This is a genomic window from Arthrobacter sp. PL16 (assembly GCF_035985055.1).
Taxonomy (GTDB): domain Bacteria; phylum Actinomycetota; class Actinomycetes; order Actinomycetales; family Micrococcaceae; genus Arthrobacter_D; species Arthrobacter_D cheniae.
On the sequence record NZ_JAXCIC010000003.1, the window covers coordinates 227,145 to 242,281 of the forward strand.

A 15,137-nucleotide genomic window follows, 5' to 3' on the forward strand; every position below is an offset into this window, starting at 1 on the left:
CAATAATGGACCGGTAGCATGAGCCCACCACTATCGGGGAGAGCCAGAATGAGTGACGCCGCGAGTCCGCAACCGCTGGGGCGCCTTGCCCGCCCCCGGCTGTACGAGCAGCTCGTCGAGCAGCTCCTGGGCTATATCGAGTCCGCCAAGTTGCGCCCAGGGGACCTGCTACCCGCAGAACGCGACCTCGCCGAACGGCTCGGCGTCTCGAGGGCCACCCTCGCCCAGGCGCTCGTGGCCCTCGAAGTCCTCGGCGTGATCGACGTCCAGCACGGCACCGGCGCAGTCCTCCGTCACCGCGCGAGCGTGGCCAGCGTCATCAAGGGGCTGCGTGAACACCAGAGCCGCCTTCCCGACATCGTCGAGGCCCGCAGCACACTCGAGGTGAGACTCGCAGCCCTCGCCGCGGAACGGCGAACCGAGGAGGATCTCGTAGCGATCGATCACGCCCTCGCGGCGATGCAGGCGGAGATCGACGACGGCGACCGCGGAGCGCACGGCGACGAACTGTTCCACCAGGCTGTGACGGCAGCGGCGCACTCCCCCGTGATGGCGCAGCTGATGGCCTTCATCGGCGAGATGGTCCTCGAGACCCGGCTGGAGTCCCTCGCCCAGCCGGGCCGGCCGGAGCAGTCCCTGGTCTCGCACCGCGGTATCGCCGGCGCCATCCGGTCACAGGATGCCGCTGCCGCCGCGGAGGCGATGCAGCGGCACATCGAGCTCGTATCGGACGTCGCGCTGCTCAAGTAGCGTCACCGGGTGCGGAAGACCGCGCACCCGGCCGGCACACGAACCACCGGGAACGACGACGGCCGACCCCCTGGGGAGCCGGCCGCCTTCGATCATCGGGTACTGCGGGGATCAGTCCTCGGACACCTGCGCCGCGAGGTTCGCCAGCGTCGTGTCCAGTGCCTCCTGCGGCACGGCAGGAAAGCTGATCGTCTTCAGGAGGTCCTTGTCCGTCACGGCGGACCAGTCGTAGGTGACCGAGACGTCGGTCGAATCGGGGCCGCTGGCCTCGAAGCGCCAGACCCACTCCCATCCCGGGGGCTCCTCGCCGGCCGGTGCGGTCTTCCACGCGAGCAGCTTGTTCTCGTCGTAGCCCACCACGTGGTTGTCCGTCTGGTAGTCACCGCCCATCTTGTCCCAGTTCTGGTTCATGGTGAACACCTGGCCGGCGGCGGTGATGCGATCGGACTTGCTGTCCGATTGCACCATGCCTGATCCGTCCAGCGCCGCGTGGTGCGCGGGGTTGGACAGGAAGGCGAAGATTGCTCCCGCCGGAGCATCGATGGTCCGTGTCGCGGAAATTCTTGTCTCACTCATACGGCGTTCTCCTTCAGGTGGTGGTCGACATGCGTCGCTTGCGAGGGTCGGCACGCGGTCGTCGTGCCTTCCCCCCTATAGCCCCGAACGCGCAGGTTCCCGTGGTTGTTCCGCCGGTGATCGGCGCAGGACCCCTCGAGTCACAGCTCGACGACGACGTCCGACGGCGTCTTGTCGGGTCGCCAGCCCCGCCATACCGGATGGCGCAACCGTCCCGTACCGGTGTGCTCGCTGTACTGGACCTCTCCGACCAGGGAAGGCCGGACCCAGTGGGCGTCCGACGCATCAGCGCTGGGAACGCCGTCGAGCGGAGCCGTCTTCCGGGCCAGCTTCTTCAGTCGCGAGCCGACCTCTGCGAGATCGCGCTCGGTCAGTCCCGAACCCACACGTCCCACGTAGCGCAGGTCCACGCCGTCGGGCACGGCGACGAGGAGCGAACCGACCTTCGAGGCGCGATTGCCCCTGCCCGGCCTCCAGCCCACCACCACGACCTCCTGCGTGTGCAGGTGCTTGATCTTCACCCACGACGCCGACCGCGCCCCGGGCTGGTAGTCGCTCGTCAGGCGTTTGGCCATGATGCCCTCGAGGCCCAGGTGCCGGCTTGCCTCCACCGCTTCCTCGAGTGTCGCGTCGAGGGTCGGGGGAACCTGGATGTGGCGGTCCTCCGCTTCGTCGACGGCTTTCTCGAGCAGCTCCCGCCGCTGGCAGTACTCGAGCCCGGTGAGGTCGTTGCCGTCGAGCTCGAGAAGATCGAACAGCATGAGCACCACGGGTGTCTTTTTCCGTGCGGCGTCGATCTCGGCCCGGTGGGTGAGCTTCATGCGGGTCTGCAGCAGGCCGAAATCCGGGCGACCCTTGGCGTTGAGGGCTACGATCTCGCCGTCGAGCACCGCGCTCCCGGCACTGAGGAGATTCCCCAGGTCAGCGAACTCCGGGTAGGTCGGCGTGGTGTCGATGCCGTTGCGGCTCGCCAGGGTCACCATCCCGTCCTTCACCACCGCGATGCAGCGAACGCCGTCCCACTTCATCTCGTAGGCCCACTGATCGGGATCGGCAATTCCCTGTTCGGAGCTGAGCGTCGCGAGCATCGGTCGGGCACTTCCCGCACCGACCCATCTGCCGGATGCGGTCGCGGCCTGTCCAGGCGACTCTGCGGACACCGAGCGCGCGTCCTCGATCACGTCCGCGTCCCGGCTTGCGGATGCACTCTCGGGGTCGTCCCCGAACACGACCGGATGCCTCGCTGGGTCCTCTGCCTGCGGGTTATCAAGCCCGTCAGCGCCGGCCGGCGGGAGGTGCGCCTCCGCCGGCTGCTCCTTCATGAGGTGGATCAGCCAGTTGCTCTTGCCGTTCGAGCGGCCGCCGGTATTGATCAGGGCGTAGCGCCGGATCGCCGTGCCGCCCAGGGCCAGGCCGCCGTCGGGCTTGCCATGCAGTGTGCAGATGACTTCCTTGCCGTCGCGCCACTTCTCGAGCTCGAAGGTGCCTGCGTCCCAGATGGTCACCTCTCCCCCACCATATTCTCCCTTTGGAATAGTTCCTTCGAAGGCGCCGTAGTCGAGCGGATGATCCTCGGTCTGCACAGCGAGGTGGTTCTTGCTCGGCGTCAGGGGCGGTCCCTTGGGGATGGCCCACGACACCAGCACGCCCTCGCGCTCTAGCCGGAAATCGTAGTGGAGGCGCCGCGCGTGGTGCTCCTGGATGACGAAGCTGTTGCCTCCTGTAGGGCCGACGCCGTCGGGGACCGGCTCCGGAGTCTTCGACGCGTCCCGCATGGCCCGGTAGGTCGACAGCCGGTCCGACGCCGATGCGGGTGCGCCGTCGCCGGCCGGAAGCGGCGGCGTCGCCGGTGCCAGGATGTCGCCGAGGGTTTCGACCCGCTGCAGGACCTCCCGGTAGCCCAGATGCGCGAGATCCTCGGCCTCGATCTCCTCCCAGGTACGGGGCGCGGCCACTGTCGGCTCGAAGCGCCCCCGCAGGGAGTAGGGGCTCACCGTCGTCTTGTTCGCGTTGTTCTGGCTCCAGTCCACCAGGACCCTGCCGGAGCGCAGTGCTTTCTTCATGTCGCTGACGGCGAGGTCCGGGTGATCCGCCTCGAGCGCCCGTGCCAGTTCGTGCGCCACGGCGGATACCTGCTCGGAGGTCTGCCTGCCGTCGAGCGCGCAGTAGAGATGGATGCCCTTGGACCCGCTGGTGACGGGGAACGGCTCGAGCCCCATGTCCTGCAGGATGGGCCGCGCCAGCAGGGCCACCGCGGCGCAGTCGGCGAGACCGGCTCCCGGACCCGGATCGAGGTCGAGGACCATGCGGTCCGGGTTCCCCTTCGCGCCGTCCGGCCCGAAGCGCCACTGCGGCACATGGATCTCGATCGCGGCGATCTGCCCCAGCCAGGTCAGGGTCGCGAGGTCGTCGACCATCGGATAGACGTTGGTGTGGTCCTTGTGCTGGATTGCGTTGCGCGGCACCCAGGCCGGAGCGTTGTCATCGATGTTCTTCTGGAAGAACACCTGCCCTGGCTCCTCGGCCGTCCCCACTCCGTGGACCCAGCGCTTCCGCGTGACCGGACGGTGGCCCGCATGGAGGATGACGTGGGGGGCGACGCCGGCGTAGTAGGCGAGGACGTCGGCCTTGGTGGTCCCGGTGGCGGGATACAGCACCTTGTCCAGGCTGGAGAGGCGGAGCGTGCGACCTTCCACGGTGACGGTCTGCTGCCGTGCAGTGCGGGAAGGAGCCATTCACCCAGTCTTGACCGGATGTTCCCGGGATTCCAGTACCAATCAGCGTCCCTGCGCGTGGAAGCGCGGCGAAATCCCTAGTCGGCGAACTGCTTGCGGTACCGATCCACGTAGACGTCCCAGAGCGCAGGGTTCTGCCCGAGGTTGCGCTTGTTCAGGAAGTCGTCGAGCCCGGCGATGGTGAGATGCCAGCCGGCCGCCATGGTCGCCGAGTGCCTGGGGCTACCCGGAGTCAGGAACAGCACGAGCTGCGCACCGTTGTCACCGGTCCGGGTCAGTTCCCACCGGAGTGTGTCGGTCTCCCAGGTGTAGGCGAGCACCGAGGGCCGCTCCGCCTCCAGAACAGTGCCGCGCAGGGGCTTCTGGTCCGCGTACCGGAACAGGATCTCCTCGTCCTTCCGCGGCTCGAACTCCATCTCGCAGGGGAACCAGTACTTCAGCTTGTCGGCGTCAGTCAAGTGCTTCCACAGCACGGTCGGAGGAGACGCGAACTGGAACTCCAGGCGCAGTACGGTGCCGCCGTCGTCGGTGGTGGTCTTGCTGACGATGGGCTCTATAGTCTCGGAAGTCACCCCCCAAGTCTAGGGGTGGCAGCCCCGCCTCCACTGGCCCGGTAAGCCTGCTTGGTGTTCACTTGGTCCATGAGAGCCATCTGGAAGGGTGCGGTCGCGTTCGGCCTGGTCAACGTGCCGGTGAAGGTCTACAGCGCAACCGAAGACCACGACATCTCCCTGCACCAGGTGCACGACAAGGACGGCGGCCGGATCCGCTACCAGCGCCGCTGCGAGGTCTGCAGCGAGGTGGTCGATTTCAAGCACATCGACAAGGCGTACGACGACGGCGAACACACCGTGGTGCTGACCGACGAGGACCTTTCCTCCCTGCCGGTCGAGCGGAGCCGGGAGATCGAGGTCGTGGAGTTCGTCCCGAGCGACCAGATCGATCCCATCATGTTCGACCGCGCCTACTACCTGGAGCCGGACAGCACCTCGACCAAGGCATACGTCCTGCTGCGGCGCACCCTCGAGGAGACGGACCGCACGGCGATCGTGCAGTTCTCCCTGCGGCAGAAGAGCCGCCTGGCCGCGCTGCGGGTTCGCGGGGACGTGCTCATGCTGCAGACGCTGCTGTGGGATGACGAGGTGCGGGAGGCCGCATTCCCCGCTCTCGAGGAGAAGGTGCGGATCTCGGCGAAGGAGAAGCAGATGTCGGCTGCGCTCGTCGAATCCTTCTCGACCGACTTCGACCCGGAAAACTTCACCGACGACTACCAGGTCCAGCTGCGCACCCTGATCGACGCGAAGATCGAGAAGGGCGACACCCTCGATACCGAAGAAACCTTCGGTGTGGACAAGGACGAGGACAACGGCGACAACGTGCTCGACCTCATGGAGGCCCTTCGCCGCAGCGTCGAGAAGAACCGCGAGAAGAAGGCCGGGGCCAAGAAGGCCGCCGCCACCTCGAAGCAGAAGGGAGCATGATGGGCTTCTTCACGGACGACCTCGGCCGCCAGACGGTGGCGCAGAAGCCGAACGCACCGATCCTGGGCTGGGCACTGCTGGGCGCGGCGTCGTTCCTGGCGCTCGAGGAGAAGAACCGCGAGCGCCTGCGCCTCGCGAGTTCCGTATGCCTCGCCGTCTGGGCGGCCCTGGAAGTCGTCACCGGGCAAAGCGGCTTCCGCCGAAGCGCGGGCGCCCTGACCCTGTCCTGGCTCTGGCGGAAGGTCTGACTTCGCCCCTCGGCGGCTAGCGGCCCTCGAACACGTCCGGGATGCCGTCGGCGTCGGCGTCGACCTTCTCCTGCTCCTCGATCTCGCGGTACCGCGCGTTCCGTCGCCGCAGGAGTACCGCCGCGGCTAGCGCGGCGATGAGGGAGCCGGCCAGGATGGCCACCTTGGCGTGATCGTCCTCGGGCGTCCCCTGCCCGAAGCCAAGCTCGCTGATGAGCAGCGAGACCGTGAAACCCACGCCTGCCAGGATCGCGACACCGACGATGTCCACCCAGGCGATATCAGGATCGAGGCTCGCCTTCGTGGTCTTCGTGACCACCGCGGTAGCCAGCAGGATCCCGACAGGCTTGCCGATGACGAGCGCCACCATGATCCCGACGGCGATGGGATCGGTGACTGCACTGATCAGCCCCTCGAGACCGCCGATGGCCACCCCCGCGGAGAAGAACGCGAAGACCGGCACGGCGAAACCGGCGGATAGGGGGCGGATGCGGTGCTCGAGCGTGTCCGCCAGTCCGTCGGGCGTGACGTCGTGCGCCTGCGTGGGCCCGTCCTCGTCCTCGACGTCGATGCGCCGGACGTCGACGTCGCCCCCGCCCGCCTTCGTGCCCTTCGGCAGCACCGGGATGGCGAAGCCGAGGAGCACGCCGGCCACTGTGGCGTGGACCCCTGACTCGTGGACGAGCGCCCACACCACGAAGCCGATGGGCAGCAGGATCACCCAGGGGGCCCAGGCGCGGCGCTGGAAGAAGGTGGGGAAGCGCTGTGCGAGGAAGGCGTAGAGGGCCAGCGGGATGATCGCGATGAGCAATGGAGGAGCCTGGATGTCTTCCGAGTAGAAGAAGGCGATGATGCTGATGGCCAGGAGGTCGTCGACGACGGCGAGCGTGAGGAGGAAGATCCGCAGCGCGCTCGGCAGCGAGGAACCGACGACCGCGAGGACCGCGACGGCGAAGGCGATGTCGGTCGCGGTCGGGATGGCCCAGCCACGCAGCGCTTCCGGTCCGGCGGTCGCGGTGATGGCGACGTAGACCAGCGCGGGCACGATCACACCGCCGATGGCCGCGGCGACGGGGACGACGGCGCGGTCGAACTTCCGGAGGTCCCCCGCGACGAACTCGCGCTTGAGTTCGAGCCCTGCCAGGAAGAAGAAGATGGCGAGCAGTCCGTCCGCGGCCCAGGCACCGACACTGAGTTCCAGATGCCAGGGTTCGTAGCCGAACCGGAAGTCCCGCAGGGCGAAGTAGGTGTCAGCGGCCGGCGAGTTCGCGAGGATCAGGGCGAGGACCGTGGCCAGGAGCAGGAGTGCCCCACCCACCGTCTCCTTGCGCAGGATGGTCGTGATGCGCAGGTGCTCGGGATAGCTGCTGCGGGAGAAGACGTGGCTGCCGGGCGGTGACGGGGGCTGCGGGGATGATGGCTGGGTGTTCATCGGGGTCCTTCTATCGGGCACGCTCATGGGAGCGCCGACCAGACTTCCCGGCTCACCAGAACTCCCAGCCTAGCGTGCAGGGCCTCGGTCCGTCTCCCCGGGACCTGGATCAGGGAGCTGACGAGCTGCGCTCTCCCCCAACAGGACGCCCGGCAGGCCGGCGATCGTCGACACCTCGTGATCGGGGCGCATCATGACGGGAGGGTAGGGCACACCGCTCCGGTTCAGCCAGGCCGTACGGAGCCCGGCCCGTGCGGCCCCGTCGATGTCCCACGGGTGGACGGCGACGAGCACGACATCGCCCGCTTCCCGGCCCAGTGCGGACAGGGCATAGGCGTACGCCTCCGGGGAGGGCTTCCATCGCGGGGCATCCTCCACCGAGAGGACCGCGGTGAAGGAACTGCGGAGACCGGTGCGCTCGAGGAGGCCCACTGCCGTCGTCGCTGCACCGTTGGTCAGCGCAGCGATGTCGAAACCAGCACCGGACAGGTCATGGACGCCGTCGTGCACGTCGGGGTGTGCCGGGAGGTTCTGCAGCGCCGTGAGCACGTGCTCCGCGGCCGCATCGCCGTCCCTGTTCAGCACCTGGTCGGCCAGGACCACCCTCAATGCACCCGCGGCGATATCACGGAAGGAGGGGTTCTGCCCGGCCGCGGTCAGCGCGAAACCATCCCGGAGCACGGAGGCGAACCACAGCCCGGCGAGCTGCGGAGGAGCCCCGATCTCCTCGAAGTGCTGGGTCATGCGGCCCATGTCCGAGAGGGTCTCGTTGACATCGAACAGCACCAGCGGCAGCGTCATTACTGGCGGTACCCCTCAACCTGGCTGATCGGCCGTGCATCGGCGTCGGCGGGGTTCTCACCCGCGTCGGCCTTCGCGCGACGCTGGCGGAGGAGGTCCCAGCTCTGGTCGAGGTCTTCCTGGACCTTCCTGAGTCGCGCGGCGTGCTCCTGGTGGGCCTCGCCGTCGCCGGCGTCCTGGGGCTGGTCGCGGAGCTCGTGTTCTTCCTGCACGAGTGCCTGGATGCGCTGCAGGATTTCCTGGTCGTCCATGATGCGTTCCCTTCGTCGTCGTGCCGGCATGAGCGGAGTGGCTGCAAGATACTCAGGCGGCTTTCCTTCAGGCTACTGAGGCTGCGGAGTGAAGACCAGCGACGGTGATCCCACCTTTGACGGGCCAGGGGAATTTGGCGCGCCGCCGGGATGCCCTAAGCTATGTGAGAACCAATTGCCTGTGTAGCTCAGTCTGGTAGAGCACCCGCTTCACACGCGGAAGGCCCGGGGATCGAGGCCCCGCGCAGGCACGAGGATCGGCTGGTGACAGCGAAGGAAAGGCCTGTATCGGTAAGTCGATACGGGCCTTTTCCATGTCAGGAATGTTCGTTCTGGGCGAACAGAAAGGGGTTAGCACTCAACGAGGTCGAGTGCTAACATTTTTCGTAGTTGAGCGAAGGACGCTCAACCTGATCAATACACCACCTGCCGGTGGCACATGCGAAGGAGTTGTTTCCAGTGGCCATGAAGTTTGATCCGTTCCGCGAGCTCGACCGCGTTGCCGGCGCCCTGCTGGAGAACCGTCCCGGGCTCCGTGTCATGCCGATGGACCTGTACCGCGACAAGGACCACTACATCCTCTCCGCCGACCTTCCGGGTATCGATCCCGGGTCGGTCGACATCGATGTCGATGGTCAGCTCCTGACGATCCGCGCGGAACGCACCCTGCGCGGCGCCGAGGGAGTCAAATGGCTGACCCGCGAGCGCGAGAGCGGCTCGTTTCTGCGGCAGCTGAACCTCGGTCAGGGTGTCGACACCGAGGGAATCGCGGCCCGCTACGAGAACGGGGTGCTCAGTGTGACCATCCCCGTCAGCCAGCGTGCAAAGCCCCGCAAGATCGAGATCGTGAGCGGGGAGTCCTCCACTCCGGTCGAGTCGACGGCGGTCCAGTCCGGCTCCGAAGGACAGGGCGCCGTGGAGGCGTGATCCTTCCCTGAAGTACCCCCGGGCCCGCGCCCGGGGGTACTTCATTTAACGCCACAGCACCCGTTACGACCGGCCCGGTTTCGTAGTCCAGATTTCCCTTGCCCGGTACTGCCCCCGGCACGAAGGATGGCCGTATGGACTTCACACCGAGCAAAGCAATCGTCACCGGCTCCGACTCCGGCATCGGCCGGGCCACCGCCATAGCCCTCGCAGCTGCGGGATGCGACGTCGGCATCACCTGGCATTCGGATCAGGAGGGCGCCGAGGAAACCGCGCGCCTCGTCCGGGAGAAGGGTGTCAAGGCCGCCGTCGCACAGCTCGACACCACCGATGCCCCTGCCTGCGGTGACGTCGTCGACCAACTGGCGAAGGAGCTCGGCGGCCTCGACGTCTTCGTGAACAATGCCGGCGTCAACGGCGGCACCATGTTCATGGAGACGGACTGGGATACCTGGCGAGGCACCATGGGCGCCAACCTGGACGGGGCCTTCGTCTGCCTCCAGCGTGCGGCGCGGCACATGATCGACGGCGGCAGGGGCGGGCGCATCATCGCGGTCACCAGCGTGCACCAGGAGCAGCCGCGCGTGGGATCGGCCGCCTACGACGCCTCCAAGCACGGGCTCGGCGGTCTCATCAGGACCATCGCACTGGAACTCGCCGACCGCGGCATCACCGCCAACGCTGTCCTGCCCGGTGAGATTAATACCCCGATGAACGATTCCGAGGAACAGGATCCCCACACCATGGACCGCCCGGGTATCCCCCTGGGCCGGCCCGGTGCGCCGGAGGAGATCGCCGACGTCGTCGTCTTCCTCGCCTCCGGCGCCTCCAGCTACGTCAACGGCGCCTCCTTCGTGGTGGACGGCGGCATGCTGCTCATGGGTCCACAGGCCGGCTCCCACCTCACCAGCGGGGAATGGCGCACGCTCTGACCCGGACCGATGAGCGCGTGTGGCAACCTTCAGCGCGCGTTCATCCGGTGTTCAGGGGCCCTGGCTAGCGTGGGAGTCTCCTGAACCTCTCGAAAGGCCCACCGTGGACACCTCCCCCTCCGACGATCCCGATGTCCAGGACTGGTCCGGCTTCCTGTGCGGCGAGCACGTCACCCTCCAGCATCCGGCCGGGACCCAGCTCCACGGCGTCCTGGACATGAGGACCGACGACGCCTCTGTGGTGTGGATCCAGCTGAGGGACGGTGCCGGCCGACGGCTCGTACACCGGGCGGATGGGTACCGCCTTCGTCGGGGCTGACCCGACCCTCACCCGAGCGGCCCGTCCACCCGCTGTTCACCTTGGGTTCACCGATTAGCCACCTGTAACGTTGCTCCGGTGAGAATCCGAGCCACCCTGTCCCTGTCCCTCGCCGTCGTCGTGCTGACCGCGTGCGGCTCCGACTATCCGTTGGGCGATGAGCAGGAAGCAGCAGCGCAGCGTGGGGACACGAGCCTGCAGGGTGCCGTCACCGCCGCCGGGTCCTCCGCGCAGGGACCGGCCATGGATGCCTGGCGCTCCGGCTTCGCGACCCTGTACCCGCGGGCACAGGTGCAGTACTCCCCCGACGGCTCGGGAGCCGGACGCGGTGCCCTGCTCGCGGGCGCCGTCGGGTTCGCCGGCTCGGATGCCTACCTCAGCGATGAGGAGCTCGCCGAGTCGACGGACGCGTGCGGGCCGGGCGGCGCGTTCAACATCCCCGCCTACGTCTCCCCGATCAGCGTCGCCTTCAACCTGCCCGGCATCACGGAACTGAAGCTCGATGCCGCAACGGTCGCGCGCATCTTCCGTGGCGAGATCACCACGTGGAACGATCCCGTGATCGCGGCCCAGAACGACGTCGATCTCCCGGCCCTGCCGATCTCGGCCGTCAGCCGGTCCGACGACTCCGGGACAACGGAGAACTTCACCGACTACCTGCATGCCGTCGTGCCCGAGGTCTGGACCGAGGAGGCAGACGGCACCTGGCCCGCGGAGCTGGAGAACGAGAACGCCAAGGGAAACGCCGGCGTGGTCAGTACGGTTGCGAGCACGGTGGGTGCCGTGACCTATGCGGACGACTCCGCCGTCGGCGACCCCCTCGGCCGCGTAGCCCTGAAAGTCGGCGAGGCCTACGTTCCGGTCAGTTCGGACGCGGCTGCGGCTGCTGTCGACCTCGCCACGCGCGTGGAAGGACGCCAGGACTACGACATAGCGCTGGACCTCGACCGCACGACTGACGACGCACGCGTCTACCCGCTCGTCCTGGTGTCCTACCACGTGTACTGCGCACGGTACGAGAACGAGGCCACGGCCGCCGTCGTCCGCGCCTTCGGTACCTACGCGGTCAGCGCCGACGGCCAGGCGGAAGCCGCCGAAGCCGCGAAGAGCTCTCCCATCTCCGAGGAGCTGTCCCAGCAGGCCACCGACGCCCTCGCCTCGATCGAAGTCGGCGACATCCCCTAGTCAAGGGATCGCAGGCGAAGCCCCGACGGGATCCGCCTGCCTGCTTCCCCTGTGTCAGCCGACGCGCGGCCCGCCCGAGTCCGGATCGTTCGTGGACGTGTCCGGCAGGGTGCTGTTCGCCGGAGTGGCGTCCGAACCGCCGGTCGGCGGCGCGTCGACATTCCCGCGCCAGGCGCCGGTCTCTCCGCCGCTCTTCTCGATGAACGCCTTGAACCTCTTGAGGTCTCCCTTCACCTGAGTGGTGTCGGCATTGACGACGGCACCGACCTTCTCGATGAAGGTCTCCGGGTGCCAGTCGATCTGCACCATGAGGCGCGTGGTGTTCTCGTCGAGGCGGTGGAACGTGACTACTCCGGCATGCGATTCGCCATCCGTGCTCTTCCAGGCGACACGCTCATCGGGGTGCTGCTCGGTGATCTCGGCGTCGAACTCGCGCTTCACGCCGCCGATGCTCGTCACCCAGTGGGTGTGGGTGTCCGAGGTCTGCGTGATCGAGTCCACGCCGCCCATGAACTGGGGGAAGCTCTCGAACTGGGTCCACTGGTTGTAGGCCGTGCTGACCGGTACTGCTACGTCGATAGATTCCTGCACTGAAGCCAAGACGGTTCCTCCTTCGTAGGGATGTCGGCACCGCCCATACTCCCTTTCGGGACATCCGGCACGGCAAAACCGTAAGTTCCCTTAGCGTATGCAGATCGGTTGGATTTGGCCAACGCCCAAGGCTAGGGTGAAAGGAGTCCACCCGGCGTTGAACGGCGCGTTCGCGCCCTGCCGGGTGAAGGAAATTTCTCTAGCACTGGAGGATTCATGAAGGCTTCACCCACCCTCACGGACAACATGCAGGCCGTCCTGGTCGACCTCATCGAACTGCACCTGCAGGGCAAGCAGGCGCACTGGAATGTAGTCGGCAAGAACTTCCGCGACCTCCACCTGCAGTTGGACGAAATCATCGACGACGCACGCCTCTTCGCGGACGAGATGGCGGAGCGCATGCGGGCACTGCACGCCGTTCCCGACGGCCGCAGCGTTGCCGTCGCCGAGGGCACGAAGATCGACCCGTTCCCGGCCGGTCTCGTCTCGACGAAGGACACCGTGGGCCTCGTGGTCCGCATGCTCAATGCCTCGGTGAAGACCATGCGCGATGTGCATGACCAGATCGACGAGGAGGACCCCACCACCGCGGACCTCCTGCACGGATTCATCGCCAAGCTCGAGCAGTACGCATGGATGGTCGATGCCGAGAACATGGAGCCGACCGCCGAGGTCGTCACGCCGGCCGGCACGGATCACGCGACGGTCTGACTCGCAGTACCCGTCCAGCCGGGAAGGGGGCGCCCATCGGCGCCCCCTTCCTGCGTCCAGGCGGCCTCCTGTAGACCACCGCCAGAACTCCTCGACACCGACGGTGTCGAGGAGTTCCTCACGAGTTCACGCTCTTCACCGCTGTCTGCCTGTTGAAGGACGAGGGAAGAAGGCTGGAACGTGACCGGGGCCACCCTGCCGCGCTACGGTTTTCAGGATGGCCCCGGAACTGTGACGTGCCGGCTATCGCCGGCACGAATCCTCAGCGGGAGCTGAATTCGTCACTCGCCTTGACGGCGAGGACGGGTCGGTCGACCTGCAGCAGGATGCGTTGGGCGTGGCTGCCGAGAATGAACTTGCCGACCTGGCTGCGCTTCCGTAGCCCGATGACGATGAGCGATGCGTCCACTTCCTCGGCCAGGTCGATGAATTCTTCGGTGAGGTCGTTGTCGTGTCCTGGCTGTCGGACGACGGCATCGACTCCGAGAGCCCTGGCCCGCCTGATGAGCTCCGTGACCTGTTCCTCGGGGATGAGGGCGGCGTCCACGGGGGCACCTTTGCGGGGTGAGTTGAGGATGACGACGTTCGTGTCGCGCAGCCGAGCCTCTTTGAGGCCCGCCTCGAGGGCCGCTTCCCCTTCGGGTGTCGGGACGTAGCCGATGAGGATGCTCATACTGATTCCTTGTGGTCGTTGGTGACGGTCGAGTTCCTGGTCGTGCGCTGCTTCAGAGCCTTCTGGATGAAGGGCAGGATGATGACGACGATGAACACGAAGAGGAGCACGGCGGTGATGGGCCGGCCGGCGAATTGTGTCGCATCGCCGCCGAAGAGCAGGAGCGAGCGGCGGAGGCTTTCCTCGAGCAGCGCTCCGAGGACGAAGGCGAGGACGAGGGGGCCGGGTTCGAACCCGAACTTCTTCATGAGGTAGCCGATGATTCCGAAGAAGATGACCAGCCAGATGTCGAAGACGCTGTTGTTGATCGTGTAGACGCCGATCAGGGTGATGAGCACTGTCACCGGGGCGAGGATCGCAGGGCGAACGCGGAGGATCCGTACGAAGATCCCGACGAGGGGGATGCTCATGATCAGGAGCAGGATGTTGCCGATGTACATCGAGTTCACGACGCCCCAGAACAGTTCGGGGTCGTTCTGTACGAGCTGCGGGCCCGGGGTCACACCCTGGATCAGGAGTGCGCCGAAGATGATGGCCATGGTCGCATTGGCGGGGATGCCGAGTGTGAGCAGTGGGATGAACGAGGAAGTTGCTGCCGCGTTGTTCGCGGTTTCCGGTCCTGCAACCCCTTCGATCGCGCCTCGACCGAACCGGGAGGGGTCCTTCGCGCGCTTCTTCTCCATGGCGTAGGCGGCCAGCGACGACAGGGTCGCGCCTCCGCCAGGGAGGATGCCGAGGAAGAAGCCCAGGACGGAACCGCGGCCGATGGCACCGGAAGCTTGCTTGAGGTCCTTGCGTGAAGGCCACACGTTGGCGACCTTCGCGGGCGCCTGCACCTTGTTGTGGCGCTCTTCCAGGTTGTACAGGATCTCGCCGAGACCGAAGATTCCCATGGCGATGGGCACGAAGTCGAGTCCGTCCGCGAGGGACAGGCTACCGAGCGTGAAGCGTGATTCACCCGTGAATCCGTCCCTGCCGACAGTAGCGAGCAGGAGCCCGATGGCAGCTGCGATCAACGACTTGAGGCGTCCGCCGTTGCTGACGGTGGCGACCAGGAGGATGCCGAGCAGAGCCAGTGCCGTGTACTCGGGTGGACCGAAGTCGAGGGCGAAGCCGGCGACGAGCGGTGCGAGGAAGGTGAGGCCGATGATGGCTACCGTGCCGCCGACGAAGGATCCGATGGCGGCGACACCGAGCGCGGTGCCTGCCCTGCCCTGTTTGGTGAGAGCGTATCCGTCGAAGACGGTGACGACAGAAGAGGCTTCTCCGGGTAGCCGGAGCAGGACCGAGGTGATCGTACCGCCGTACTGTGCGCCGTAGAAGATACCCGAGAGCATGATGATGGCGGTGACGGGTTCGATGCCGTACGTCAGGGGCAGCAGGATTGCGATGGTCGCCGCAGGACCGAGGCCGGGCAGGACGCCGATCAGCATGCCGATGACGACGCCGAGCAGGCAGTACAGGAGGTTCGTCGGCTCGAGGACGACGCCGAAACCGTTCAGTACCGGTTCAAAAAATTCCATGG

At 66.8% G+C, this 15,137-nt stretch carries 17 protein-coding genes and 1 tRNA gene; 9 read left to right on the plus strand and 9 right to left on the minus strand.

Annotated elements, in window-relative coordinates; genetic code table 11:
• The first annotated feature begins 48 nt into the window (after positions 1-48).
• Positions 49-750, plus strand: coding sequence for a FadR/GntR family transcriptional regulator (locus tag RCH21_RS08280; RefSeq protein ID WP_326963968.1), 702 nt, complete (start codon positions 49-51; stop codon positions 748-750).
• A 111-nt stretch (positions 751-861) separates the two neighbouring features.
• On the opposite strand, the gene RCH21_RS08285 is transcribed toward RCH21_RS08280, so the two are convergent.
• The 3 genes from RCH21_RS08285 to RCH21_RS08295 form a co-directional block, all read right to left on the minus strand.
• Positions 862-1,326, minus strand: a complete 465-nt coding sequence (locus RCH21_RS08285) for an SRPBCC family protein (protein ID WP_120148840.1) — start codon at positions 1,324-1,326, stop codon at positions 862-864.
• A gap of 140 nt (positions 1,327-1,466) precedes the next feature.
• Positions 1,467-4,061: an ATP-dependent DNA ligase gene (locus RCH21_RS08290; protein ID WP_326963969.1), complete on the minus strand. Its 2,595-nt coding sequence runs from the start codon at positions 4,059-4,061 to the stop codon at positions 1,467-1,469.
• A gap of 77 nt (positions 4,062-4,138) precedes the next feature.
• Entirely contained in the window at positions 4,139-4,633 is a 495-nt protein-coding gene (locus tag RCH21_RS08295) for an SRPBCC domain-containing protein (protein ID WP_120148842.1), read from the minus strand.
• Positions 4,634-4,702: 69 nt separating this feature from the next.
• Between RCH21_RS08295 and ku the strand changes: the two genes are divergently transcribed.
• Positions 4,703-5,542: a non-homologous end joining protein Ku gene (ku, locus tag RCH21_RS08300; RefSeq protein WP_326963970.1), complete on the plus strand. Its 840-nt coding sequence runs from the start codon at positions 4,703-4,705 to the stop codon at positions 5,540-5,542.
• Entirely contained in the window at positions 5,539-5,790 is a 252-nt protein-coding gene (locus RCH21_RS08305; protein WP_147394329.1) for a hypothetical protein, read from the plus strand. Before ku ends, RCH21_RS08305 begins: the two co-directional genes overlap by 4 nt.
• A gap of 16 nt (positions 5,791-5,806) precedes the next feature.
• Here the strand turns inward: RCH21_RS08305 and nhaA are convergent, their stop codons facing one another.
• From nhaA to RCH21_RS08320, 3 genes are all read right to left on the minus strand, one after another.
• Positions 5,807-7,222 (minus strand): Na+/H+ antiporter NhaA, encoded by a 1,416-nt coding sequence (gene nhaA, locus RCH21_RS08310; RefSeq protein ID WP_326963971.1) that lies wholly within the window; start codon positions 7,220-7,222, stop codon positions 5,807-5,809.
• A gap of 69 nt (positions 7,223-7,291) precedes the next feature.
• Entirely contained in the window at positions 7,292-8,023 is a 732-nt protein-coding gene (locus RCH21_RS08315) for a haloacid dehalogenase type II (protein ID WP_326963972.1), read from the minus strand.
• Complete coding sequence (locus RCH21_RS08320; RefSeq protein ID WP_120148847.1) at positions 8,023-8,274, minus strand: DUF2630 family protein; 252 nt, start codon at positions 8,272-8,274, stop codon at positions 8,023-8,025. The genes RCH21_RS08315 and RCH21_RS08320 overlap by 1 nt, the downstream gene beginning before the upstream one ends.
• Positions 8,275-8,451: 177 nt before the next feature.
• Between RCH21_RS08320 and RCH21_RS08325 the strand changes: the two genes are divergently transcribed.
• The 5 genes from RCH21_RS08325 to pstS all read left to right on the plus strand — a co-directional run bounded on the left by RCH21_RS08325 (position 8,452) and on the right by pstS (position 11,637).
• A tRNA-Val gene (locus RCH21_RS08325) sits at positions 8,452-8,525 on the plus strand.
• Positions 8,526-8,739: 214 nt separating this feature from the next.
• Positions 8,740-9,201: an Hsp20/alpha crystallin family protein gene (locus RCH21_RS08330; protein ID WP_326964151.1), complete on the plus strand. Its 462-nt coding sequence runs from the start codon at positions 8,740-8,742 to the stop codon at positions 9,199-9,201.
• Between the two features lie 134 nt (positions 9,202-9,335).
• On the plus strand, positions 9,336-10,133 hold the full coding sequence (locus RCH21_RS08335; RefSeq protein WP_326963973.1) for an SDR family oxidoreductase: 798 nt from the start codon (positions 9,336-9,338) through the stop codon (positions 10,131-10,133).
• Positions 10,134-10,236: 103 nt separating this feature from the next.
• Positions 10,237-10,452, plus strand: a complete 216-nt coding sequence (locus RCH21_RS08340) for a hypothetical protein (RefSeq protein ID WP_326963974.1) — start codon at positions 10,237-10,239, stop codon at positions 10,450-10,452.
• 78 nt (positions 10,453-10,530) lie between these two features.
• Complete coding sequence (gene pstS / locus RCH21_RS08345; protein WP_326963975.1) at positions 10,531-11,637, plus strand: phosphate ABC transporter substrate-binding protein PstS; 1,107 nt, start codon at positions 10,531-10,533, stop codon at positions 11,635-11,637.
• 54 nt (positions 11,638-11,691) lie between these two features.
• Here pstS and RCH21_RS08350 read toward each other — a convergent pair whose 3' ends face one another.
• Entirely contained in the window at positions 11,692-12,228 is a 537-nt protein-coding gene (locus RCH21_RS08350; RefSeq protein ID WP_326964152.1) for an SRPBCC family protein, read from the minus strand.
• A 216-nt stretch (positions 12,229-12,444) separates the two neighbouring features.
• Here RCH21_RS08350 and RCH21_RS08355 point away from each other — a divergent pair, with 216 nt between their 5' ends.
• Positions 12,445-12,939, plus strand: coding sequence for a Dps family protein (locus RCH21_RS08355; RefSeq protein WP_120148852.1), 495 nt, complete (start codon positions 12,445-12,447; stop codon positions 12,937-12,939).
• A gap of 262 nt (positions 12,940-13,201) precedes the next feature.
• On the opposite strand, the gene RCH21_RS08360 is transcribed toward RCH21_RS08355, so the two are convergent.
• Both RCH21_RS08360 and RCH21_RS08365 read right to left on the minus strand, forming a co-directional pair.
• On the minus strand, positions 13,202-13,612 hold the full coding sequence (locus tag RCH21_RS08360) for a universal stress protein (protein WP_120148853.1): 411 nt from the start codon (positions 13,610-13,612) through the stop codon (positions 13,202-13,204).
• Positions 13,609-15,135, minus strand: a complete 1,527-nt coding sequence (locus RCH21_RS08365) for a tripartite tricarboxylate transporter permease (RefSeq protein WP_120148854.1) — start codon at positions 15,133-15,135, stop codon at positions 13,609-13,611. Before RCH21_RS08365 ends, RCH21_RS08360 begins: the two co-directional genes overlap by 4 nt.
• Positions 15,136-15,137 lie beyond the last annotated feature (2 nt).

Excerpts from the sequence above, each read along its gene's own strand:
- RCH21_RS08280 (WP_326963968.1), top strand. The coding sequence starts at position 49 with ATGAGTGACGCCGCGAGTCCGCAACCGCTGGGGCGCCTTGCCCGCCCC.
- RCH21_RS08285 (WP_120148840.1), bottom strand. The coding sequence starts at position 1,326 with ATGAGTGAGACAAGAATTTCCGCGACACGGACCATCGATGCTCCGGCG.
- RCH21_RS08290 (WP_326963969.1), bottom strand. The coding sequence starts at position 4,061 with ATGGCTCCTTCCCGCACTGCACGGCAGCAGACCGTCACCGTGGAAGGT.
- ku (WP_326963970.1), top strand. The coding sequence starts at position 4,703 with ATGAGAGCCATCTGGAAGGGTGCGGTCGCGTTCGGCCTGGTCAACGTG.
- RCH21_RS08305 (WP_147394329.1), top strand. The coding sequence starts at position 5,539 with ATGATGGGCTTCTTCACGGACGACCTCGGCCGCCAGACGGTGGCGCAG.
- nhaA (WP_326963971.1), bottom strand. The coding sequence starts at position 7,222 with ATGAACACCCAGCCATCATCCCCGCAGCCCCCGTCACCGCCCGGCAGC.
- RCH21_RS08315 (WP_326963972.1), bottom strand. The coding sequence starts at position 8,023 with ATGACGCTGCCGCTGGTGCTGTTCGATGTCAACGAGACCCTCTCGGAC.
- RCH21_RS08320 (WP_120148847.1), bottom strand. The coding sequence starts at position 8,274 with ATGGACGACCAGGAAATCCTGCAGCGCATCCAGGCACTCGTGCAGGAA.
- RCH21_RS08330 (WP_326964151.1), top strand. The coding sequence starts at position 8,740 with ATGAAGTTTGATCCGTTCCGCGAGCTCGACCGCGTTGCCGGCGCCCTG.
- RCH21_RS08335 (WP_326963973.1), top strand. The coding sequence starts at position 9,336 with ATGGACTTCACACCGAGCAAAGCAATCGTCACCGGCTCCGACTCCGGC.
- RCH21_RS08355 (WP_120148852.1), top strand. The coding sequence starts at position 12,445 with ATGAAGGCTTCACCCACCCTCACGGACAACATGCAGGCCGTCCTGGTC.
- RCH21_RS08360 (WP_120148853.1), bottom strand. The coding sequence starts at position 13,612 with ATGAGCATCCTCATCGGCTACGTCCCGACACCCGAAGGGGAAGCGGCC.
- RCH21_RS08365 (WP_120148854.1), bottom strand. The coding sequence starts at position 15,135 with ATGGAATTTTTTGAACCGGTACTGAACGGTTTCGGCGTCGTCCTCGAG.